The organism is Seonamhaeicola aphaedonensis, from assembly GCF_003386195.1.
In the GTDB taxonomy this organism is placed as follows: domain Bacteria; phylum Bacteroidota; class Bacteroidia; order Flavobacteriales; family Flavobacteriaceae; genus Seonamhaeicola; species Seonamhaeicola aphaedonensis.
The window spans coordinates 111,083-133,659 of record NZ_QRDX01000002.1 but is presented as its reverse complement, the minus strand read 5'-3'; the positions used below and the strand labels follow the sequence as shown (position 1 = coordinate 133,659).

General features: G+C 32.7%; 20 protein-coding genes, 1 other RNA gene and 1 pseudogene. 14 read left to right on the top strand and 8 right to left on the bottom strand.

The genetic code is table 11. The features are described 5' to 3' along the window. Window positions 1–90 precede the first annotated feature (90 nt). Window positions 91–1,641, bottom strand: coding sequence for an NAD(P)H-hydrate dehydratase (locus tag DFQ02_RS04315; protein WP_116039774.1), 1,551 nt, complete (start codon window positions 1,639–1,641; stop codon window positions 91–93). Window positions 1,642–2,261: 620 nt separating this feature from the next. Between DFQ02_RS04315 and thrA the strand changes: the two genes are divergently transcribed. From thrA to DFQ02_RS04275, 8 genes are all read left to right on the top strand, one after another. Continuing rightward, the gene (gene thrA, locus DFQ02_RS04310) at window positions 2,262–4,706 is read left to right on the top strand and encodes a bifunctional aspartate kinase/homoserine dehydrogenase I (protein WP_116039773.1); all 2,445 of its coding nucleotides are present in this window, start codon (window positions 2,262–2,264) and stop codon (window positions 4,704–4,706) included. A 73-nt stretch (window positions 4,707–4,779) separates the two neighbouring features. Beyond that, window positions 4,780–5,703 (top strand): homoserine kinase, encoded by a 924-nt coding sequence (locus DFQ02_RS04305; RefSeq protein ID WP_116040046.1) that lies wholly within the window; start codon window positions 4,780–4,782, stop codon window positions 5,701–5,703. A 12-nt stretch (window positions 5,704–5,715) separates the two neighbouring features. Continuing rightward, complete coding sequence (locus tag DFQ02_RS04300) at window positions 5,716–6,096, top strand: four helix bundle protein (RefSeq protein WP_116039772.1); 381 nt, start codon at window positions 5,716–5,718, stop codon at window positions 6,094–6,096. 61 nt (window positions 6,097–6,157) lie between these two features. Then, window positions 6,158–7,450, top strand: coding sequence for a threonine synthase (thrC, locus tag DFQ02_RS04295; protein WP_116039771.1), 1,293 nt, complete (start codon window positions 6,158–6,160; stop codon window positions 7,448–7,450). Window positions 7,451–7,553: 103 nt separating this feature from the next. Then, window positions 7,554–8,636 (top strand): glycine cleavage system aminomethyltransferase GcvT, encoded by a 1,083-nt coding sequence (gcvT, locus tag DFQ02_RS04290; RefSeq protein WP_116039770.1) that lies wholly within the window; start codon window positions 7,554–7,556, stop codon window positions 8,634–8,636. A gap of 13 nt (window positions 8,637–8,649) precedes the next feature. Next, the gene (locus DFQ02_RS04285; protein ID WP_116039769.1) at window positions 8,650–9,486 is read left to right on the top strand and encodes a sugar nucleotide-binding protein; all 837 of its coding nucleotides are present in this window, start codon (window positions 8,650–8,652) and stop codon (window positions 9,484–9,486) included. 43 nt (window positions 9,487–9,529) lie between these two features. Continuing rightward, entirely contained in the window at window positions 9,530–9,823 is a 294-nt protein-coding gene (locus DFQ02_RS04280; protein WP_116039768.1) for a 4a-hydroxytetrahydrobiopterin dehydratase, read from the top strand. 105 nt (window positions 9,824–9,928) lie between these two features. Further along, a complete protein-coding gene (locus DFQ02_RS04275) occupies window positions 9,929–10,675 on the top strand; it encodes a YebC/PmpR family DNA-binding transcriptional regulator (protein ID WP_116039767.1) in 747 nt (248 codons plus the stop codon). A gap of 241 nt (window positions 10,676–10,916) precedes the next feature. Here the strand turns inward: DFQ02_RS04275 and DFQ02_RS04270 are convergent, their stop codons facing one another. The 5 genes from DFQ02_RS04270 to DFQ02_RS04250 form a co-directional block, all read right to left on the bottom strand. Then, window positions 10,917–11,465: a 1-acyl-sn-glycerol-3-phosphate acyltransferase gene (locus tag DFQ02_RS04270; RefSeq protein ID WP_116039766.1), complete on the bottom strand. Its 549-nt coding sequence runs from the start codon at window positions 11,463–11,465 to the stop codon at window positions 10,917–10,919. A 1-nt stretch (window position 11,466) separates the two neighbouring features. After that, window positions 11,467–12,549: an iron-containing alcohol dehydrogenase family protein gene (locus DFQ02_RS04265; protein ID WP_181896349.1), complete on the bottom strand. Its 1,083-nt coding sequence runs from the start codon at window positions 12,547–12,549 to the stop codon at window positions 11,467–11,469. Window positions 12,550–12,651: 102 nt separating this feature from the next. Beyond that, entirely contained in the window at window positions 12,652–13,353 is a 702-nt protein-coding gene (locus DFQ02_RS04260; protein ID WP_116039765.1) for an HAD family hydrolase, read from the bottom strand. A 41-nt stretch (window positions 13,354–13,394) separates the two neighbouring features. After that, entirely contained in the window at window positions 13,395–14,123 is a 729-nt protein-coding gene (gene kdsB, locus DFQ02_RS04255; protein WP_116039764.1) for a 3-deoxy-manno-octulosonate cytidylyltransferase, read from the bottom strand. Window positions 14,124–14,274: 151 nt separating this feature from the next. Continuing rightward, on the bottom strand, window positions 14,275–15,699 hold the full coding sequence (locus tag DFQ02_RS04250; RefSeq protein ID WP_116039763.1) for an ATP-dependent DNA helicase: 1,425 nt from the start codon (window positions 15,697–15,699) through the stop codon (window positions 14,275–14,277). A gap of 127 nt (window positions 15,700–15,826) precedes the next feature. Between DFQ02_RS04250 and DFQ02_RS04245 the strand changes: the two genes are divergently transcribed. The 5 genes from DFQ02_RS04245 (at window position 15,827) to DFQ02_RS04225 (ending at window position 19,758) form a co-directional block, all read left to right on the top strand. Next, window positions 15,827–16,564: a hypothetical protein gene (locus tag DFQ02_RS04245; RefSeq protein WP_181896348.1), complete on the top strand. Its 738-nt coding sequence runs from the start codon at window positions 15,827–15,829 to the stop codon at window positions 16,562–16,564. After that, window positions 16,548–17,375, top strand: coding sequence for a DUF3822 family protein (locus DFQ02_RS04240; protein WP_181896347.1), 828 nt, complete (start codon window positions 16,548–16,550; stop codon window positions 17,373–17,375). Before DFQ02_RS04245 ends, DFQ02_RS04240 begins: the two co-directional genes overlap by 17 nt. After that, entirely contained in the window at window positions 17,375–17,920 is a 546-nt protein-coding gene (locus DFQ02_RS04235) for an RsmD family RNA methyltransferase (RefSeq protein WP_116039762.1), read from the top strand. The genes DFQ02_RS04240 and DFQ02_RS04235 overlap by 1 nt, the downstream gene beginning before the upstream one ends. A gap of 151 nt (window positions 17,921–18,071) precedes the next feature. Next, a complete protein-coding gene (locus tag DFQ02_RS04230; protein ID WP_116039761.1) occupies window positions 18,072–18,983 on the top strand; it encodes an ester cyclase in 912 nt (303 codons plus the stop codon). Between the two features lie 25 nt (window positions 18,984–19,008). Continuing rightward, entirely contained in the window at window positions 19,009–19,758 is a 750-nt protein-coding gene (locus DFQ02_RS04225; protein ID WP_116039760.1) for a hypothetical protein, read from the top strand. 62 nt (window positions 19,759–19,820) lie between these two features. Here the strand turns inward: DFQ02_RS04225 and rnpB are convergent. Next, window positions 19,821–20,153, bottom strand: an RNA gene (rnpB, locus tag DFQ02_RS04220) — RNase P RNA component class A. Between the two features lie 168 nt (window positions 20,154–20,321). Further along, window positions 20,322–20,540 (bottom strand): hypothetical protein, encoded by a 219-nt coding sequence (locus DFQ02_RS04215; protein WP_116039759.1) that lies wholly within the window; start codon window positions 20,538–20,540, stop codon window positions 20,322–20,324. A 290-nt stretch (window positions 20,541–20,830) separates the two neighbouring features. Between DFQ02_RS04215 and dnaX the strand changes: the two are divergent. Continuing rightward, window positions 20,831–22,568 (top strand): annotated as a pseudogene (gene dnaX / locus DFQ02_RS04210) (DNA polymerase III subunit gamma/tau). Window positions 22,569–22,577: the final 9 nt, after the last annotated feature.

The following is a 22,577-nucleotide window of genomic DNA, read 5'->3' as shown; positions in this document are numbered from 1 at the left end:
TTTATAATTGCACTTATCACAATTTCTGAGATCCCGAAATACTGAAATAAATTCAGCACAGGCAGGTTCGGGATGACAACTCTACCTTTGCTATTCTTCTCCATCTTCTTCGGGCGGTTGTTGCTCCTCTGGTTGTTTGAACATATCTATAAAGGCCTTTCCTAAATATTGAATAATATGGCTTGCAATCAAGCTTTGGTAACCATAATCTTCAACAGCAATATCTGCTGATTTACCGTGTAAATACACTCCAAAAATTGATGCTACTAAAGGGTTATATCCTTGGGATATTAACCCTGTTATAATACCTGTTAAAACATCACCACTTCCTGCTGTAGACAACCCTGGATTTCCTGTGGTGTTCACATAAAGTTTATCTTCTAAAACCGTCATGGTATTTGCCCCTTTAATAATTATTATCACTTTATGCTTTTTTGAAAAAGCCTTTGCTTTATGAAGTTTGTCAAAGTCGTCTTTCCAGGCACCAATTAAGCGCCCTAACTCTTTTGGATGTGGGGTTAAAACCGTATTTTCAGGAAGTAGTTTAAGTAAAGCTTTCTTTTTAGAAATAATATTGATACCATCGGCATCAATTACCAGATGCGCTTTATTATGTTTCATAAAGGCTTCAAAAGCATTTATGGTTTTAACATCTGTTCCTGCCCCTACTCCAATACCAACCACTGTTGGTACTATATCAAATTTTATATCAGTTATAATCTCTTCATTAGTATCTGTATAAACCATAGCTTCAGGAAAAGCCGTTTGAATGATGTTATAACCACATTTTGGTGTGAAAACCGAGACAAGTCCTGCTCCTGCCGAAAGTGCTCCTTTACTTGCCAAAGTCACCGCTCCTATCTTTCCGTAACTCCCTCCAATGATTAAACTATGCCCAAATTGCCCCTTGTGCGAAAATTTATCTCTTGGGACATAAATTGGTAACACCTCATATTTTCCAATAAGTTCAACAGCTGTTTCGGTAGCGCTAAGAAATTCTTGGTCTAAACCTATATCTAATACTTCCCATTGCACCGTGTATTTTGCTGTTTGAGGTAAAAAGAACACCAACTTTGGTGATACAAAACTTAGGGTATAACTTGCCCAAACGACATCATCGTGACTTTCGGGCACTTCATCGGTCCTTAACCCAGAAGGGATATCAACCGAAAGTGTGAAAGCTTTTGTTGCCCTAAAATGCCTAAAAAGATTCTTAACCCAATCTACCACTGGCCTATTTAAACCTATCCCGAAGATAGCATCAACAATAATATCATCTGGATGAATTTGAGGAAAATCAGCTTCACTCTTCATTAACGTAGGCCACGCTTTCGTTACCGTTTTTATACGATCATAATTAATCAAAAAATCCTTAGAACGTTTATCACTGTAATTAACAACATAGGTTTTAACATTGTATCCGTGTGTGATTAAATGTCGAGCTAATACCAATCCATCACCACCATTGTTTCCTATGCCACAAAATACATGAATGGGTACTTGTGCCCCTTGCATTCGTAAATGCATCCAATTAAAAATTTGGGTTGCCGCACGCTCCATTAATTCTGTAGAAGAAATTTGTTGCCTTTCTATAGTTAACTTGTCACCTTCATAAATCTGCTCTCTTGAAAATATTTTCATCTGTATTTTTTCTAGTTTTCGTCTGTTTATTGAAACTAACTAAATGAATACTTGCCAATTTCCTGTTAAAGGGTTATGGTTTTTCATTCAGCTATTTTGATTATTAATTTTCTAATTCTTCTATAAGAACGTTGAATTTCTTAAAAGAAAATGAAATCTATTTAAGAATTAAACAAAAAAAAACTTTTAGTTTTTTTATTAGTCTAAATGTAATACTTTTGAGCAGCATTATCATAGCTATTATGAACCATTTGTGCCAAAAAATAAGATTTACTTTCGCTTCCTTTACTAAAGGAACAGTTTCTTTTATTGGTACTACTACAACTACTACCCTTTGGGGTTGTTAATTATATACACTTCAGGCTATCTTTGTGATTTTAAAAGGAATCACCATTTAAAAATATATTTTAAACTATCAATTCATTAAAAATGAAACCGACATGATTAGGATAAATTTCTATAAAAATCAAATTGTCATTCTGAATTTATTTCAGAATCTTTTCCTACAAACAAGAATTTGAACCAGAAACAAGTTCAGGTTGACAAAAAGTGTGCTTTTATAGAACTATTTTAAAGATCAAAGGTTGCATGTGACTAATGAACATCAATAAAAACAACACATGAAAGTTTTAAAATTTGGAGGAACTTCTGTAGGTTCTTCAAAAAACATAAATAATGTCATAAACATTTTAGAAGATTATTCTAAAAACGATTCAGTAATCTGCGTAGTTTCTGCTGTTGGGGGTATTACAGACAAGTTGCTTCTTGCTGGAAAAAAGGCTCAAAATAAAGATGCTGCTTTTTTAGAAGTTTTCAATACTATAAAAGAAATTCATTTAAATATTGTAAATGAATTAATACCGCACAACAACGACCATGTCATCGACTTTGTGAATAAGCGATTAGAGGAATTAAAAAGCTTATTGGATGGTATTTTTTTAATTAACGAATTATCCCCAAAGACATCTGATAAATTAGTGAGTTTTGGAGAATTATTATCGTCGTTTATTATTGCTGAGACTATGAAAAGTAGAGGTCTTTCAGCTGATAGGAAAAATTCTCAGGAACTGGTGATTACAAATTCTGTTTTTACCAAAGCTGAGGTTAATTATAGCATTACAAACAAAAACATACAGGATTACTTTAAATCCGTAAATCAAAAAATAACCATTTTACCGGGATTTGTTTCAAAATCTGAAAACGGAGAACAAACAACGCTTGGGCGTGGTGGCTCAGACTTTACTGCAGCTATCATAGCTGCTGCTTTAAAAGTGTCTCAATTAGAAATATGGACTGACGTAAGCGGTATGTTCACTACGAACCCAAAAATTGTAAAACAAGCCTACCCAATAGAGGAGATATCCTATCAAGAAGCTATGGAGTTATCGCATTTTGGAGCCAAGGTACTTTATCCTCCTACGGTGCAACCTGTTTTAGATTTAGAAATTCCAATTTATATAAAAAACACTTTAGAGCCTGAAGCAGCAGGCACTAAAATATCCAATGAAGCCATAAATTCTAAAAAACCTGTGAAAGGTATTAGTAACATAGGAAATATAGCTTTATTAACATTGGAAGGTAGTGGTATGGTGGGAATTCCTGGGTTTTCAAAACGTTTATTTGAAACCCTATCTCAAGAGAAAATTAATGTGATACTCATAACCCAAGCATCCTCAGAACATTCTATTTGCTTAGGAATTGAAGCCAAGGATGCTCAAATGGCTAAAACAGCTATAGATGCTACTTTTGAGAACGAAATAGCCCTTCATAAAATAGAACCTATCATTGTTGAAGCGGATTTATCAATCGTAGCACTTGTAGGTGATAATATGAAAAATCACCAAGGGATTAGTGGAAAATTATTCAGTGCTTTAGGAAAAAATAACGTAAACGTTAGGGCCATTGCTCAAGGTGCATCAGAAAAGAACATCTCAGTTGTTATTGCAGATAATGATGTAAAAAAGGCATTAAATGTTTTACATGAGCAGTTCTTTGAATCTAAAACTAAACAATTAAATGTATTTATCACTGGTGTTGGTAATGTTGGTGAACGTTTGGTTGAGCAGATAAAACAGCAACGCAAATATTTAAAAGATAACCTTAAAATTAACATGCGTATTGTTGGTTTATCAAACTCTAGAAAAATGATTTTTAACGAAAGTGGTATTAATTTAAAATCATGGAAAGAGCAGTTAGCTGATGGTGAACAAGCATCATTACAAGGATTCTTTGATAGAGCTAAAGCACTTAATTTACGTAATAGCATTTTTGTTGACGTAACTGCAAATAAAGATGTTGCGGATTTATATGCTCAATATTTAAGAGAAAGTATTTCGGTAGTTGCCTGTAATAAAATTGCTTGTTCTAGTGATTTTGAGAATTACAAAGAATTAAAACGATTATCATTAAAATACAATGCCCCTTTCTTGTTCGAAACCAATGTTGGTGCAGGCTTACCTGTTATTGACACTTTGAGAAATTTAATTGCTTCTGGTGACAAAGTAAATTCCATTCAAGCAGTGTTATCTGGAAGTTTGAACTTTGTTTTTAATAACTTTAATGATACTACTAAATTTTATGATATTGTTAAGCAAGCTGCTGCCGAGGGGTATACAGAACCTGACCCTAGAATAGATTTAAGTGGTGTAGATGTAGCTAGGAAAATCTTGATTTTAGCTAGAGAAAGTGGTGTTGAAATGAACTTAGAAGATATAGAAAATACATCTTTCCTATCGGAAGCTGGTTTAAAAAGCGATACGGTTGATGATTTTTATCAGACTTTAATTGATGATGAAGCACACTACCAAAGTTTATACGCTTCAGCGAAAGCAAATAACTGTCAATTGAAATATGTTGCCAAATTTGATAATGGTAAAGCCAGTGTTAGCTTGCAAGAAATCCCAGTTGGTCACCCTTTCTATAACTTAGAAGGAAGTGATAACATTGTAATGTTCTATACAGAGCGTTACCCGAAGCAACCCATGATTATTAAAGGTGCAGGTGCCGGTGCAGATGTAACGGCTTCTGGATTATTTGCAGATATTATTAGACTGGGAAATGATTAGTTAAACTATGGAATTGCATAAAGAAAGTGATATTTCCTGCTCTAGTGCTGCAGAAAATTATTTAATAGAAAAAATGAACGAAATAAAGATATTTTCTCCGGCTACAGTTGCCAATGTTTCCTGCGGATTTGATGTCATGGGCTTTTGCTTAGACAGCGTAGGTGATGAAATGGTCATAAGAAAAACGGATAAAAAAGGTATTCATATTACACATATTGAAGGTTTTGATTTACCTTATGAAACTGAGAAAAACGTTTCAGGAGTATCAGCCTTAGCCATGTATAACGATTTAGATTTAGATTTTGGATTTGAAATTGAAATCTATAAAAAAATTAAACCAGGTAGTGGTATTGGAAGTAGTGCTGCTAGTGCTGTAGGTAGTGTTTTTGGAATGAATGAGCTTTTGGGTAGACCCTACAGTAAAACACAATTGACGGAATTTGCTATTAAAGGTGAAGCTTTGGCGAGTAAATGTGAACATGCCGATAATTTAGCACCTGCTATGTTTGGAGGTTTTGCCTTGGTGAAAAGTGTTTCGCCTCTAGAAATACTCGAAATTCCTTCACCATTAGAATTATATGCTACTATCATTCATCCTCAAATTGAAATTAAAACTTCCGAATCTAGAGCGCTGTTACCAAAACAAGTAAAATTAGAGCATGCTATTACACAATGGGCTAATTTTGGAAGTTTAGTTCACGGTTTACATACTAATAATTACGAATTAATAGGCAAATCGTTAAAAGATGTAATTGTAGAACCGCATAGAAGTAAACTAATTCCTCACTTTGATGAAGTAACTAAAGCAGCTATTAATGCCGGTGCTTTAGGTTCTGGAATCTCTGGCTCCGGACCTTCAATTTTTTCATTAAGTAAAGGTGAAGAAACTGCTAATAATGTGAAAGATACCATAGAAAAAATATATTCTAAAACTGGTATTGCATATGATATGCATGTATCAAAAATCAATACCAAAGGAATTAAAATATTGGAGTAAGACCAAAGACTTATGACCGAAGACCAGAATGATATCTTAGAAAAATTTAAGTTTGAAAAACTTATTATTTGGCAGAAATCAATTGACTTTGGGGAAGAAATTGATAAAATGGCAGATACTTTTCCTGAGAAAGAAAAATTCAATTTATCAAGCCAGATTAGAAGAGCTGCTGATTCAATAGCTCTTAACATATCTGAAGGCTCTATTGGCCAATCAAACCCAGAACAAAAGAAATTTATAGGTTATGGTATTCGCTCATTAGCAGAAGTTGTAACCTGCCTATTTAAAGCTGAAAGAAGAAATTATATTAGCAACAACAATTTTATTCAACTATATAATGAAGCACATCACTTAATGAATATGATGTTGGCTTTTAGAAAAAACATTAAATGATTTTATCCGGTTTCAGTTTTCGGTCTTCTGTCACCTGTCATCGGTCAACTTTTGAAAAACCATGAATTATTACTCTCTTAATAAACAAGCACCAAAATCAACCTTCGAAAATGCAGTTGTAAAAGGATTAGCTCCCGATAAAGGACTATATTTTCCTGAAAGTATTACACCATTACCTCATAATTTCTTTAAAAACATAGATAGTCTATCAAATACAGAAATAGCTTTTGAAGCCATCAAGCAATTTGTGTCTCCTGAAATTCCTGAAGCTGTTTTAAAAACTATTGTTGAAGAAACCTTGTCTTTTGATTTCCCGGTTGTAAAACTTAATGATAACATCTCCACCTTGGAATTGTTTCACGGACCAACCATGGCATTTAAAGATGTAGGTGCACGTTTTATGGCAAGATGCCTGGGCTATTTCAACAAAGATAACGATAATGAGGTTACTGTTCTAGTGGCTACCTCTGGAGATACTGGAGGCGCTGTCGCTAATGGATTCTTAGGTGTAAAAGGTGTGAATGTAGTCATCCTCTACCCTAGCGGAAAAGTAAGTGATATTCAAGAAAAGCAATTGACCACTTTAGGTCAAAATATAAAAGCCTTAGAAGTTAATGGCACTTTTGATGACTGTCAAGCCATGGTTAAAACTGCCTTTTTAGATGAGGAGTTAATCAATAAAATGCAATTAACATCTGCCAACTCCATCAATGTGGCACGTTGGTTGCCTCAATTGTTCTACTTTATGTTTGCTTACAAACAACTTTATAAAAAGTATAATAACATTGTATTCTCTGTTCCTAGCGGAAATTTTGGAAATATATGTGCTGGTATGATGGCACAACAACTAGGCTTACCAATTAAACATTTTATTGCTTCAAATAATGTAAATAATGTGGTAACGCGCTATTTACAATCGCAATTATACGAACCAAAGCCATCTATCCAAACCATTAGTAACGCCATGGATGTTGGCGCACCTAGCAATTTCATTCGCATTCAAGAGATATACAAAAATCAATTTGATAATTTAAAAGAAAATGTGTCTTCCTACAGCTTCACTGATGACGAAACCAAAGAAGCTATGTTAGAAATGTATAACGAATTTAATTATGTTGCGGATCCACACGGCGCTGTTGGTTACTTAGGGAGTAAAGAATATTTAAAAGAAAACCCAGAAGCTCATTGTGTATTTTTAGAAACTGCTCATCCTACTAAGTTTTTAGATGTTGTTGAAGAAGTTATTAAAGAAGAACAAGCACTGCCTCAACAAATTCAAGAAGTGATGGGTAAAGAAAAGGTCTCTGTTATTATCTCTAACTATGAAGAGTTAAAAAGCTTCCTTCTCAAATAAGAAATTTTCTCTTCTATTTTATTACCAAGTTTTAAAAATTTTATTTTCAAGAGAGATATTTTTAATTTGTTTAGTTTTACTGCAAACTTTTTAATTTCAAATTATGAAAGACACGGCTCTAACAACAACTCATGAAGCTTTAGGAGCAAAAATGGTTCCCTTTGCAGGATTTAATATGCCTGTTCAATACAAAGGGGTTAATATTGAACATGAAACCGTTAGAAAAGCTGTTGGCGTTTTTGATGTGTCGCATATGGGCGAATTTTTAATTGAAGGCAAACATGCTCTAGACTTAATTCAAAAAGTAAGTAGTAACGATGCTAGCAAGTTAACTGTTGGTAAAGCACAGTACAGTTGCATGCCCAATGAAACAGGTGGCATTGTTGATGACTTAATTATTTATAGAGTAAAAGAAGACACCTACTTGCTAGTTGTAAATGCTAGTAATATTGAAAAAGATTGGGATTGGATTACTTCAAAAAATAATGTTGGAGCAACCATGCGTAACCTTAGTGATGATTACTCATTGCTGGCTATTCAAGGGCCAAAGGCAGTTGAGGCTATGCAAAGTTTAAGCAGCCATGATTTAAAATCTATTAAATTCTATAATTTTATAATTGGAGATTTTGCTGGTATTGAGCATGTGATAATTTCTGCAACTGGATATACTGGAAGCGGAGGCTTTGAAATCTATTGTAAAAACAGTGAAGTTAAACAAATTTGGGATAAAGTTTTTGAAGCGGGATCTGGTTATGGAATTAAACCAATAGGTTTAGCCGCTAGGGATACCTTACGTCTTGAAATGGGCTATTGCCTTTATGGAAACGACATCGATGACACGACCTCTCCAATTGAAGCTGGATTGGGTTGGATAACTAAATTCTCTAAAAAATTCACTAATTCTGAAGCCTTGGAAAACGAAAAACATCGTGGACCAGAAAACAAACTCGTAGCTTTTGAATTAGATGAACGTGGTATTCCGCGTAAAGATTATGATATTGTTGATGACTATGGTAATAAAATTGGGCGCGTTACCTCGGGTACTATGTCCCCTAGCCTTGGTAAAGGTATTGGTCTAGGTTATGTGCCTGTTATGTTTTCAGATGTAAGTACCAAAATCAACATTCAAATTCGTAAAAAAGCAATTCCTGCAACAGTTGTTAAGTTGCCTTTTTACAAGGGTTGAAAATTTTAGCTAAATGAAGCAGGAGGAGAAAGAAAGCAAACATAGAATTTTAATTTTGGGAGCCAGTGGCTTCTTGGGTAATGCCATATACAGAGAACTCTGCTCCTACTTTAAAACCTTTGGTACCTATTGTGTTTCTAATAATAACTTTGAAAAAAACCATCATTTCTTTCAATACAATTTTGAGGAAGATGATATTTACGAAATCTTAGATATTGTAAAACCCACGATAATTATTTCGGCTTTGAGAGGCGATTTTTCCAAGCAAGTACTTTTACATCAACATGTTTCAGAGTATGTTTTTATTAAAAAGATTAAGCTTATATTTCTGTCTTCTGCCAACGTTTTTGATGCTTACAGCAAATACCCTAGCTATGAAAATGACAAAACCCTAAGCAATAGTATATATGGGCATTTCAAGATAAAAATAGAAAATATGCTATTGCGCTTACCAAAAAAACAGGTAGCCATACTAAGGTTACCTATGGTTTTTGGTGCACAATCACCCAGGGTAAAAGAGATTATTCAAAATATAAAAGATAAAGAACCTGTTGAGGTATTTCCTAATCTGGTTATGAATGTAACTACCGATGATAAATTAACGCAACAAATTCATTATATAATAAACAGAAACAAATTTGGAGTATTTCATTTAGGGAGTAAAGATTTGGTTCATCATGACGATTTTATTAAAGAAGTAATAGAAACGCTAACAGATAATAAGGCCATTTACAAACAAGTTTATACTACAAATGAAGAACGCTATCTGGCTGTATTACCCAAAACCAATAAATTACCAAAGCATTTGGAAATTGAAAGTACTCACATTTTAGAAGTCTTAAAAAATTAATTGACACAAATATTAATATTAATTAATTTAACAAAAAATACTAATGCGTAAATTATCGGAACAAGACATAGAAAAAAAACTACTGCATTTTCCAGATTGGGAGTACTTTGACAACGCCATTCATGCCGAATTTGAGTTTGAAAATTTTAGAGATTGTTTTAGTGCCATGAGCCGTATTGCTTTTGAGTGCGAAGCATTAAACCACCACCCCAACTGGAGTAACGTCTACAATGTATTAACTGTTTCACTTTCAACACATGATGCTGGTGGGGTAACCAATAAAGATTTTGAATTGGCTGAGGCTATTGAAACTATTGTAGAACCAGTGGATGATTAATTTTAATTCATACAAACAAACACAATAATTTTTTAAATTTGCCTAGTTTCTAAAAAATTGAAACTTTAGCACACTTTAAATACTTATAACCTTTAACTTAATATTATGGGAAGAGCTTTTGAGTTTAGAAAAGCAAGAAAAATGAAGCGGTGGTCAGCCATGAGTAAAGCCTTTACACGTATTGGTAAAGATATTGTAATGGCTGTTAAAGAAGGTGGCCCCGACCCCGATAGTAATTCCCGTTTACGTGCTGTTATACAGAATGCAAAATCTGTTAACATGCCTAAAGACAATATTGAACGAGCCATAAAACGTGCTTCTGATAAAAATCAAGGCGATTATAAAGAAGTTATTTTTGAAGGTTACGCGCCGCATGGAATTGCCATTTTAGTAGAAACAGCTACCGATAATAATACACGTACTGTTGCTAATGTGCGTAGTTATTTTAATAAATGCGATGGAAGCTTGGGAACTTCTGGATCTGTAGTTTTCATGTTTGACCATACTTGTAACTTCAAAATTAAAGGTGATGGTTTAGACCTTGAAGAATTAGAACTTGAGCTAATAGACTTTGGTGTTGAGGAAATATTTGAAGACACTGATGAAGATGCGGATGGCAATGAATTAAACAGTGTTATAATCTACGCCCCTTTTGAAAGTTTTGGTAAAATTCAAGCCTATTTAGAAGAAAACAATATCGAAATTCTATCATCAGGTTTTGAGCGTATCCCTCAAGTTACAAAACAATTAGACGCGGAAAAGGTTGCCGATGTTGAAAAACTTCTAGAAAAGCTTGAGGAAGATGATGATGTACAAAACGTATATCATACTATGCAAGAACTTACAGAATAATAACATAGCTTTAAAATTAGTTTTATAAAAACACACTTCTTTCATAAATAAGTTTTTTTTTGTGTCAACTTATTTTATGACGTGACTCAGTAAAGCAAAAAGCTATTTCAAATTGAAATAGCTTTTTTTATTTTTCAGCGTATAAGTTGATGTTTCTTTTTAGGGACAAATACTGTTTACTTTATGTTTCATTTACTAATACACCAAAATATTCCCAATTTCTATGCCAATCTTGAAATAATCAAGAATACTCTGGGATTTTCCCCTTAACACCATTAAAATAAGCTTTTATAAATTTGAAATCAGCATCTTTATCATCAGTGGGATAGAATGGTTCTGATATTTTATTTTGCTTATTTTCAAAATCTAGTGTAAACATGATAATTGGCACGTTAGCTTCTTTAGCTATGTAATAAAATCCTGTACGCCATTTTTCTGTTTTCTTTCTGGTGCCTTCTGGTGACATACCTAATCTAAACTCGTCTCTTTCATTAAATATTTTCACAATTTCCTTAACTTTATTTTGGCTTGAAAATCTGTTAACTGGTGCACCACCTAGCGCTCTAAAAACCCATCCAAAAGGAAAGTTGAATAAACTCTTTTTACCAATAAAATTGGTTTTAACACCTAAAACCGAACGAAGAAGAATTCCTATATAGAAATCGTGCCAACTGGTATGCGGAGCAGCTATAATAACGGCTTTTTTTATATTATCTTTTGATAAGTTAGCATTACCTGTAACTTTCCAACCTAAAACTTTGTGATAAATAAATTTAGCCAGCCATTGCATATTACATTTTTTGATACAGTGACTTTAGCTTTTTCCTGGTAATTGTTTTCTTCCAATTTTTTCCTAGCGCATTTTCCCAAAGTGGCACCAAACTTAAGGCTACATCAATCATTATATCAAGCTCTTTGTCAGTCAAATCGGTACAAAGACCTTTTGGCAAGGAAATATCATGCTTTGTTTTCATCTCCTTAAAAAGTTTTACCCCCTCTGGATAAAATTCCTCTAAATGATCAAAAACAATACAATTACCAATACCATGCTTAGTTCCTAACAAATAAGACAACCCATAACTCATGGCGTGTGCCACACCAACTTGCGAGTAAACTATGCTCATTCCTCCGTGCCATGAAGCCATCATAAGTTTTTCTTGCGCTTGAGTATTAGTTAATTCATTTCCTAAAAATATTTCTTTACAAAGTTCTAAAGCCATATTACCATAGCTTTCACTAAAAGCATTTAGGTAAGTGCCTTGAAGCGATTCAACACAATGGATATAGCAGTCCATACCAGTATAAAACCACTGATCTTTAGGTACATCTTTTGTAAGTTCTGAATCTAAAACAACTTGATCAAAAGGTGTGAAATCAGAATTTATTCCTAGTTTCCGTTCAGGCCCTGTAAGTACAGTAGTTCTTGAAACTTCAGCACCTGTACCAGAAATGGTTGGAATACCTACGTGATAAATAGCTTCATTTTTAACTAAATCCCAGCCTTGGTATTCTTCAGCATTTCCTTCATTGGTAAGCATTATTGAAACAGCTTTAGCTATATCTAATAATGTGCCACCTCCAATACCAATAATTCCAGAGGGCCTTTCCTTAGAATTTAAAATAATCTCCTCTACCAGCATATCAATTTGATCTGTTTTAGGTTCTTCTGCTGCAGATATATAAATAATTTTATCATCATAAGATAATGGTATTCTTGAGGTTAGCCATGAATTAGACTTAAAAACATCATCTACCAAAAATATAAACGGAGCATTTATACTCAAGCGTTTTGGGGTCAATATATCGCTTAACTGATTGAAACTACCTCTGCCAAAAATAACTCTTGGCACCATGGGAAAGTTTTTATAACTCATTTATTTCGTTTCTTTTTCGAGATGTAAAAATAAAACTATTTTAATCTTTACAAGCTTAATTGATGTTGTATTTTCTTAAAAATAAATATCATTGTTTTCAATTTAATCTAATAGTTTAAGAAGTTCTCTTAAGCTTTTTATTGTTTTATACTTTTTTCCGTTAGTTTCTTTTTCGCTCACTTGTTCATGAGCCCAAGTGGTATGAAATGGCACATGAATAGCATGCGATTTTAGGTTGATTAGTGGTAATACATCAGACTTAAGTGAGTTCCCAATCATTAAAAACTCAGAAGGCTCTATATCTAAATGATTAAGTAACCTAGAATAGTTAAACTCTTTTTTATCGCTCAATACTTCAATATGATGAAAATAACTTGTTAATCCAGACTTTTCTAATTTTCTTTCTTGATCTAATAAATCGCCTTTAGTTGCTAAAATTAACCGATACTTTTTGGAAAGCAATTTTAATACCTCTTCTACTCCATCTAACAACTCTACTGGTTTGTTTAACATATCCTTACCAATATTCAATATTTTTTCAATGGTTTTATGAGGCACATTATAGTTTGAAAGCTCAAGCGCCGACTGTACCATAGATAATATAAAGGCTTTAACCCCATAGCCATAAAGCTCTAAATTGGCTATTTCCATTTTAAATAGCTCTTGGTCTATTTTATTAGGTGTTTCGTATTCCGACAACAATTTACAAAACGTTTCTTCTGCTTCTCTAAAGTAAGTTTCGTTTACCCATAAGGTGTCATCGGCATCAAAACCTATAACTTTTATGTTTTTATATTCACTCATCTACAAGTTCTATGTTTCTTAATCAGAGAAATTATTGTAACCTATTTCCAGGCTTTTTTGGCTCGCTCTAAATCTTCTGGGGTATCAATTTCAATACCTTGAACATTCGTTTCAACCATTTTAATTCGTTTACCATATTCTAAATACCTTAGCTGTTCTAGTTTTTCAGCAGCCTCTAAAGTTTTCATTGGTAATCTATAAAAATCTAAAATAGCCTGCTTTCTAAACGCATAAACCCCTTTGTGTTTGTAATATTTCACCTTTACGCTTTCATCGCGTAAATAAGGAATGGGGCTTCTAGAAAAATACAAAGCGAAGTTTGATTGGTCTATAATTACCTTAACCGTATTGGGGTTTTTAATCTCATCAGCATCAGTTATGTGAACCATCAAGGATGCCAAATCAACCTCATTATCATCATCGGCTTTAAAAACCTGAATTAATTTTGATAATGACTCTTTATCTGTGAAAGGTTCATCTCCTTGAACATTAATTACAACATCAATATCCATATTTTCAACAGCCTCGGCTATTCTATCGCTTCCACAATCATGTTGTTTTATACTCATAATAGCCTTTCCACCATTATTAACAATTTCATTATAGATAATATCGCTATCTGTTACAACAAAAACATCATCAAACAAATGGGTTGCCACAGTTGCTTCATAGGTTCTTAAAATCACCGATTTACCATTCAAATCTTGCAAGAGTTTTCCTGGAAACCTAGAAGCACTATAACGTGCGGGAATCATTGAAATTATTTTCATCTATTAACTTTTATTTTTTTATAAGGGTCAGATATAATTCACCAATACGCTTTGTGATGGGTATATTCATTTAGTTACTATGGCTCGTTTCATACATTATATATCAATTCACAATCAAAAGTAAATAATTATTTCAAGGAAGAAATAATATTTAAACTTCAAAAAAATCATCTCTAAAACCTATAAGATACAATTTTTCTTTGGCTCTTGTTACGGCGGTATAAAGCCAACGTAAATAGTCTTTGTCTATACCATTTGGCAAATAAGGTTGCTCTACAAAAACGGTATGCCATTGCCCTCCCTGAGATTTATGACATGTAATAGCATAAGAGAATTTTACTTGTAATGCATTGAAATGTTTATTACCCTTAATTTTTAGAAACCTGCGATAATTACTCGATTCGTTTTCAAAATCTTTAGCTACTTCTTGATAAAGTTTGTTGGAGTCCTCATAAGATAAAGACGGGGTTTCTGCGTTTATGGTATCTAAAAGTAATACGGTCTCAAAAGGGCGCATTCTAGGGTAATCAACCATCCTAATTTTTACGGATGCAAATCTAAAACCATAAAGATCTTCAATACTAAAGATTTCTAAAACTTCAATAATATCTCCGTTAGCAATAAAACCTGCCTCGGTAGTAGGTTTAATCCAGAAATAGTTATTCTTAACCACCATTAAATAATCACCAGTAGACAATTCGTTATCATTAAAAAGAATTCTACTTCGTATCTGCTCATTATATAAATTTGCTCTTTTATTACTTCTTACAATAATAGTTGTTTCTTCATTGCCTAAGTCAGAATACGCCCCATTAATAGCATCCATTATTTCATGACCGTCAATGAGTCTAACAATATCTTTAAAACCATTTATATCAAACTTAAAATAATTCTGATTCTCAGTAGAGAGCACTTCTCTTAAAACAGTAGCATTTGCTAAAATACCCGAATCATATTCTTGCCTTACTACCTCGTCTAGTTCCATTTTACTCACCTCTTTGTTGTAGTTAAGACTAATGGAGTTCTCATCTAATGCAGGGCTAAGGTCTAACTTAACAGGTGGCAGTTGAGCAGTATCTCCAATTAAAAGTAATTTACATTTGTGACCCGAATATACATACTGCATTAAATCATCTAATAATGAACCATTTTCAAAAAGCTTAGATTCACCAGGAGTATCTGGAATCATAGAGGCTTCATCTACAATAAAAATAGTATCCTTGTGCTTATTGGGCTGCAAAACAAATTTTACACCACCGTTTTTCTCTTTCTTTGGGAAGTATATTTTTTTATGGATTGTAAACGCCTCTTTTTTAGAGTAATTAGAAATTACCTTAGCGGCTCTACCAGTTGGTGCCATTAAAACAGCACTCTTTTTTGCTTTCCATAAGTTAGTAACAATAGTACCAATTATTGTAGTTTTACCAGTACCCGCATATCCCTTTAAAACGTATAAAGCATTAGGCGATTTACTAAAAATAAAATCTGACAACTGCTGCAGAACAATATCCTGTTTTAGTGTGGGTTGAAACGGAAATTGCTGTTTTATAAGGGAATAAAATTCTGGAGGCGTCATTAAGGATTTAGCAAAAAATAAATTATTCAAATATAGAAATGATTTTTATTAGCTGGGTGTTTTAACGATTAAAAAAAAATTGTAGATTTGCGAAAGACCTTTGATAACTTTTAATTAAAAAACAACAATGTTAACATTTATCCTTATTGCAGTTGGTGTTATTGTGCTAACAATAGTATTAGTTAAATTAATAGACAAATTTGTGCCAGCTAAAGCCAAACCTTTTTTAACTATAGCCCTTTGGTTATTAATTGCATTTTTAGGCTATCAAACATATATGTCGATATACGAACCTATCCAATTTAATAAGGTTAAGAAAAAGCGTTATGCTCAAATAATTGAAAGTTTAGTTGATATTAGAGATGCACAGTTAGCACATAAAACTGTAACAGGAAAATTTGCCAAAGACTTTGACGGTTTAGTAAAGTTCATTGATACTGCTGAATTTACAATTACGCAAAGAAGAGACTCTAGTGTTATTGATGATGCTTTAACTAGATTATATCAAGTAGATACCTATAAAGATATTGTTATCATTGATACTCTAGGATTTGTTTCAATTAAGGATTCATTGTTTAAAAATTCTGATAGATATAAAACCATGATGAATGTACCTGTTGGAAAGGCTGGAGAGAAATTTAAATTGCAAGCAGGTTTTCTAGAACAAAACGGTATTAATATTCCTGTTTTTGAAGCCTCTGTTAAAAAGAATGTTATTTTACATGATCAAAACCCAGATTTATTGGTTCAAGAAAACCAAGTTGTATCAGTTGATGGTGTAAACGGAGATGCTCTAAAAGTGGGATCAATGGATGAGGTAAATACATCTGGAAATTGGCCTAAAACTTATGGCGATAACGAGTAGTAACAGCACTAAAAATAAACTAACTAATTTAGAACTGTCCATTCAAATAAGTTTGAATGGACTTTCTTTTTGTATCCTAGAAAGACATACCAAAACAATAACCACACTCAAACAAATTAGTTTCAACAAAAAGCTAAACCCACTAGAGTTATTGGATCAATTAAAAGGGTTGTTTAATTCAGAAATCACACTTCAAATAAGCTTTAGCAAAGTACATGTTATTCATGATAATGAGTTGTCTACACTTGTACCAAAATCTTTATTTAATGAAGATGCTTTAGCAGATTACTTAAAATTTAATTCTAGGATATTAAAGTCTGATTACATAACATATGACCATATAAATTTAAACGAAAGTGTATGTGTATATGTGCCTTACATTAATATAAATAACTTTTTGTATGATAGGTACGGAGAGTTCACCTTTAGGCATATTTCATCTGTTTTAATTGAATCAATTCTTCAATTGGAAAAGAACTCTGAAAGCACAAAATTTTATGTAAATGTAAGTTCAAACCACTTTGAACTCATTATTGTAGATAAGTCTAAATTATTATTCTACAACACATTTGAGTACGCTACCAAAGAAGATTTTATATACTATATTTTATTCACTGCAGAGCAACTAAACTTAAACCCAGAAGTTTTCAATCTTATTTTTATTGGTGATATAGATAAAGACGATGAATTCTACAAAATTGCGTATAAATATATACGGCATGTTAATTTTGGTAACAGAAATGATTCATTTAAATACTCTGAAACACCCAATTCTATATCTTCAAATTTTGCTTTAATTAAAAGTTTTTAATGCGCATAATATCAGGAACATACAAAAGAAGGAAGATTGTAGCTCCAAAAAATCTTCCTGTTCGTCCAACCACAGATATGGCTAAGGAATCGTTATTTAATATTATAAATAACCTTTACTATTTTGAAGATGTTGTTGCATTAGATTTGTTTGCTGGTACTGGTAATATAAGTTATGAATTTGCTTCAAGAGGAACACAAAATATTATTAGCGTTGATCAAAATTTTAACTGTATAAAGTTTATAAACAAAACTGCAGAAATGTTTGAAATGCCCATTCAAACAATAAAAAGTGATGTATTTAAATTTTTAGAAAAGTCTACCATAAAGTCTGATATTATTTTTGCTGATCCACCTTATAATTTTACTCTTGAACAGTTTACTGCTATACCAGATTTAGTTTTCGGTAATAATCTGCTAGAAGAAAACGGACTTTTAATAATTGAGCATTCAAAACATACAGACTTATCCAATTTACATCATTATAGTTACTCCAAAAGTTATGGCGGTAACGTTTTTAGTTTTTTTGAAACAAGCAAAACTTAACTCTTTATATTCTATAATTATTTTTTTTTCAGTATATTAGGGTTCTCCTTAAGAGTCCCTGACTCTATTATTAACTTCATTCTATTTCATAAAAGGTTATACCTTTTATGGTTGTGGTAAAATTATATTACTAACCTAAAACCATAACTAAATGAAAAAACTTTTTCTAATTGGGCTAGCATTAGTTCTGTTTATTGCTTGCCAAAACAAACCACAGCGCTATTTCGCCGAATCAGCCGAAACTACTGCCTTAAAATCTGGCATTGAAGCTTACGAGTCTGGAGATTGGGAAAAATGGCAAAGTCATTTTGTAGATACCGCAAAAATATTTGTGAATTCAACAAAGCCTTTGAGTGTTTCTGACAGAGCCAAAGAATTACAAACTATGGCAGATGCTATGGCCTCATATGGGTTTAACCATGATAAAGAATACATAGAAATGGTGTTGGACAAGGATGACGAAACATGGGTCTACTATTGGGCAACACACAAGTCTACAGTGGCCACCACCAAAAAAGAATTGATTATTCCCGTTCATCTGGCTGTGCAATTTGTTGATGGAAAAATTGTTGAAGAACACGTGTATTACGATGGCACCTCTATGAATTCAGAATTTGAAGACATTGCGAGCATGTCTGAATCGGATCTCAACAAAATGGATGCCATTGCACAAGTGGTTGATGGCTGGAATACACATGATATTTCAAATTTGAAGGCTCTATCTGTCCCAAATTTAACTCGATCCTCAAATGGTACCCTGGAGGTAAAAACCATTGAAGAATATGAAACCTTCATGAATACATTTGTTACTGCTTTCCCTGATTTCACGGTTAAGGTCAACAATGTAGATATCAACGACAATAAAATTTATATTGCTTGGACAGTTACTGGTACACATAATGGTGATTTTATGGGCAATGCACCAACTGGAAAGAAGATTGAAACTGATGGATTTAGTGTATGGACTTTAAATGCCGATGGGCAATTTGTGAGTGAGGAGGCTTATTATGATAATTTAACCATATTCGAAAAACTTGGTATCTCGCCACCCTTAACAAACTAATATTAATAAACTAATAATCATCATTATGAAAACTATCAAAAAAACAATTTTTTCTGCAATCATCTTATGTTTAGTCATTAATCTATCCTCTGCCCAACAAATGTACTGGGTACATCAGGATAACGTAAAACCATCAACGTTTATGGAATACGAAAAAATAGCCAAAGAATTTAATGCAGCCTGTGTTGAATACAATTTTCAAGGCAAATGGTTAACCACAACTATGGATGATTTTAGGTATTTATATGTATCGCCAATTGAAAATTTTGCCACCTTAGACGAAAGACCATTCGCAGATATGGCTAAAGCTATGGGTGAAGACTTTGGAAAATTATTTGAACGATTTGACCAATGCTATGACAGCCACTTCGATTATATTATTGTACTTAGTAATGAACTAAGTTACATGCCAGATGGTATAACTCAAACTCAAGAAGGACAAGATTATCGTGATTTTTATTTTATTCACTATTTACCAAAAGACCATCAAAAAATTAAAGAAGGTATGCAAGCTGTTAAGGAAATGTACACTAGTAAAGGTTCTAAAAATCATTACAGAGTTTACCATTCTGGATTTGGCGCAGCAGAAAACTATTACATGGTTGCCATGTCTAGTAAAGATGCCATAGATTCAGCAACAAAATCTGAAGAAAACAAAAAATTACTAGGACCTGAACGTTATGATACCTTTATGAAAGTAATGAATTATGCCACAAAAGTTGAAGAAGTGACAGGAGAAATAAGGAGAGATTTATCTTATTCTCCAAAAGAGTAATTAGTCTAATAAACTGTATTTAACTATAAACCCTTCTTGAATTTAAGAAGGGTTTATTATTATATTTAAGTAAATCTATAAGCCGAATTCTGTATCACGTCCAAGCGTGACCCTTATCATTTATCTCAGTGCATTGTTACCAATACACTTTAGCTGTCTACCCTCCAACATTGGGCGTGCAACCCTTAAACGTTGGTATACATGACATTGCACCACATAGAGTTTACCTGATTTCACTACAGCATAACCTGTACATACTTTCTGTTGCACTTTTCCTAACCTCTCGACTGGTGGCCGTTAACCACTATGTTGCACTGCGGTGTTCGGACTTTCCTCCCAGAGTGCTGAACTTGTTTCAGTACCTTTTTCAACAAAGCAAAAAACTACATTGATTAGATGCTAAAATAAATTCAGCACTTGAGCGATAAGGCAATTTACTTAAGTACAAAAATACAATAGTAATTCTAAATTTATTAAAGTTTTTTTATTCTCTAAGATTTGAAGAAAGAATCTATGATAAAGTTTAGTAGGTTTCGATATTGCCTCTATACAATATTTTAAAATTATAAAATGTTTATGGATTGCAAAATATAAATTATTAGAACTGTAACACCACCACTAAAGAAAAGTCCATTACTCCAATAAAAAGCTCTAGAGCCCCAAGTATCTCTTAGCTTTTTACTGTACAATCTTTTGTAAAAGCCATCAAAAAACTTCCAAAAAAGAACCGTAACCATTAAAAAAATCAATACTGGTATTATTATTAACCAAACAGTTTCCATTATATGCATTTAAAAATCTATTCTTTATGACTTAAATAATTATTTAAATTTAAGTTATTTTGTTGTTATAATCAAGTTTAACCTCTGTAGAATACTTGTTAATAACTCCTTTTAAATAGTACGTTTAGAATTCTAATTTGTAAGTTGAATTTTTAACTTTGTTATAGTCTAAATGTCATTTCGATTGTTTCGAGTTTATTTGAAATGTATCGAGAAACTTTTTGAGACTAAAATTTACTTGTTTTCGATAAATTTTATATCGAAAATCACTCAAACTGACGTAAATTTCTATGGAGCACTTTGTAGTATCAGCCAGAAAGTATAGACCACAAACCTTTAAGGATGTTGTTGGCCAACAGGCTATTACCAATACGCTCTTAAATGCCATTGAAAATAATCATTTAGCACAAGCTTTATTATTTACTGGCCCACGTGGCGTTGGTAAAACAACCTGCGCACGAATATTGGCCAAAATGATTAATAGTGATGGTACAGAAACAGATGAAGACTTTGCTTTTAATATTTTTGAGTTGGATGCGGCCTCTAACAACTCGGTTGATGATATTAGAAATCTAACAGACCAAGTTAGAATTCCACCCCAAGTTGGAAAATATAAGGTATATATTATTGACGAGGTACACATGTTGTCTCAGGCAGCCTTTAATGCTTTTTTAAAAACCTTAGAGGAGCCGCCTAAACATTGTATTTTTATTTTAGCAACTACTGAAAAGCATAAAATTATACCCACTATTCTGTCTCGGTGCCAGATTTTCGATTTTAAACGAATTACAGTAAAAGATGCCAAAGAGTATCTAAAATATATTGCACAAGAACAAGATGTTGAAGCTGAAGATGATGCTTTACACATTATAGCCCAAAAAGCAGATGGCGCTATGAGAGATGCGCTTTCTATTTTTGATAGAGTGGTTAGTTTTTCTGGTAAAAATCTCACTAGACAAGCGGTAACAGAAAATTTAAATGTACTGGATTACGAAACTTATTTTGAAAGCACTGACTTAATTCTACAAAATAAAATACCAGAACTGCTATTACTTTTTAATAAAACACTTTCGAAAGGTTTTGATGGTCATCATTACATTGCAGGTTTAGCATCTCATTTTAGAGATTTATTGGTTAGTAAAACCGAAAACACTATTCCTCTTTTAGAAGTTGGTGACCAGACAAAACAAAAATATTTAGAACAGTCTAGAAAGGCTTCAAGAGACTTTTTAATACAAGGGATCAATTTGGCAAACGATTGTGACCTCAAATATAAATCGAGTAAAAATCAACGTTTATTGGTTGAACTTTGTCTTATGCAACTTGCCTCTATCACTTTTGATGGAGAAAAAAAAAAATAGCAGACATTACATAATTCCGCCTAGCTATTTTAAAAACAAAGGTATTAATCCCTTAACAGTTATTGTCCCCAAACAACAAAAAGATGCTATAATTTCTGAGGATGTTAAACAAGAAGATGTGTTAAGTAGCCCAAATGAAACACCTACTAAGGTTGTTGAATCTTTTCAGGTTAAAGAACCTCCTAAAATAATACTTAAACAAGAAGGCAAGCGTACTTCTGGATTGTCTTTAAGTAGTTTAAAAACTAAAAAAGAACATCAAATAAGGCAAATGAATGTTATTATTGATGAAGAAGATTTGCCTAAAGACGATTTTACTGAAAGAGAACTCATAAAAGTTTGGGATGCCTATATTGAAAACTTACAAAAGTCAGGAAAACGTAATTTAGCTTCCATTTTATCTATAGATAAACCTAAAGTTGCAGAAACCATAATTCATCTAGAATACCCAACAGAAACAAATAAACTAGAAATTGAACGCAATCAGTACGATTTATTAGCGTTTATAAGAAAATCACTTAATAACTTCGATATAAATCTTGCCATTACTGTTAATGAAGTAATGGAAAAACAATACGCCTATACACCTATTGAAAAGTTTGAAAGGCTTAAAGAAAAAAACCCAAATATTGAATTGTTAAAGAAAACGTTTAATCTGGATGTTTAAAACCATAAA

What these genes read in the sequence shown, in the direction of transcription:
- DFQ02_RS04240 (WP_181896347.1), top strand. Translation starts at nt 16,548, where the DNA reads ATGGCGATAACGAGTAGTAACAGCACTAAAAATAAACTAACTAATTTA.
- DFQ02_RS04280 (WP_116039768.1), top strand. Translation starts at nt 9,530, where the DNA reads ATGCGTAAATTATCGGAACAAGACATAGAAAAAAAACTACTGCATTTT.
- thrC (WP_116039771.1), top strand. Translation starts at nt 6,158, where the DNA reads ATGAATTATTACTCTCTTAATAAACAAGCACCAAAATCAACCTTCGAA.
- DFQ02_RS04285 (WP_116039769.1), top strand. Translation starts at nt 8,650, where the DNA reads ATGAAGCAGGAGGAGAAAGAAAGCAAACATAGAATTTTAATTTTGGGA.
- kdsB (WP_116039764.1), bottom strand. Translation starts at nt 14,123, where the DNA reads ATGAAAATAATTTCAATGATTCCCGCACGTTATAGTGCTTCTAGGTTT.
- DFQ02_RS04245 (WP_181896348.1), top strand. Translation starts at nt 15,827, where the DNA reads ATGTTAACATTTATCCTTATTGCAGTTGGTGTTATTGTGCTAACAATA.
- gcvT (WP_116039770.1), top strand. Translation starts at nt 7,554, where the DNA reads ATGAAAGACACGGCTCTAACAACAACTCATGAAGCTTTAGGAGCAAAA.
- DFQ02_RS04215 (WP_116039759.1), bottom strand. Translation starts at nt 20,540, where the DNA reads ATGGAAACTGTTTGGTTAATAATAATACCAGTATTGATTTTTTTAATG.
- DFQ02_RS04305 (WP_116040046.1), top strand. Translation starts at nt 4,780, where the DNA reads ATGAACGAAATAAAGATATTTTCTCCGGCTACAGTTGCCAATGTTTCC.
- DFQ02_RS04265 (WP_181896349.1), bottom strand. Translation starts at nt 12,549, where the DNA reads ATGAGTTATAAAAACTTTCCCATGGTGCCAAGAGTTATTTTTGGCAGA.
- DFQ02_RS04260 (WP_116039765.1), bottom strand. Translation starts at nt 13,353, where the DNA reads ATGAGTGAATATAAAAACATAAAAGTTATAGGTTTTGATGCCGATGAC.
- DFQ02_RS04275 (WP_116039767.1), top strand. Translation starts at nt 9,929, where the DNA reads ATGGGAAGAGCTTTTGAGTTTAGAAAAGCAAGAAAAATGAAGCGGTGG.
- DFQ02_RS04315 (WP_116039774.1), bottom strand. Translation starts at nt 1,641, where the DNA reads ATGAAAATATTTTCAAGAGAGCAGATTTATGAAGGTGACAAGTTAACT.
- DFQ02_RS04230 (WP_116039761.1), top strand. Translation starts at nt 18,072, where the DNA reads ATGAAAAAACTTTTTCTAATTGGGCTAGCATTAGTTCTGTTTATTGCT.
- DFQ02_RS04270 (WP_116039766.1), bottom strand. Translation starts at nt 11,465, where the DNA reads ATGCAATGGCTGGCTAAATTTATTTATCACAAAGTTTTAGGTTGGAAA.
- thrA (WP_116039773.1), top strand. Translation starts at nt 2,262, where the DNA reads ATGAAAGTTTTAAAATTTGGAGGAACTTCTGTAGGTTCTTCAAAAAAC.
- DFQ02_RS04225 (WP_116039760.1), top strand. Translation starts at nt 19,009, where the DNA reads ATGAAAACTATCAAAAAAACAATTTTTTCTGCAATCATCTTATGTTTA.
- DFQ02_RS04300 (WP_116039772.1), top strand. Translation starts at nt 5,716, where the DNA reads ATGACCGAAGACCAGAATGATATCTTAGAAAAATTTAAGTTTGAAAAA.
- DFQ02_RS04235 (WP_116039762.1), top strand. Translation starts at nt 17,375, where the DNA reads ATGCGCATAATATCAGGAACATACAAAAGAAGGAAGATTGTAGCTCCA.
- DFQ02_RS04250 (WP_116039763.1), bottom strand. Translation starts at nt 15,699, where the DNA reads ATGACGCCTCCAGAATTTTATTCCCTTATAAAACAGCAATTTCCGTTT.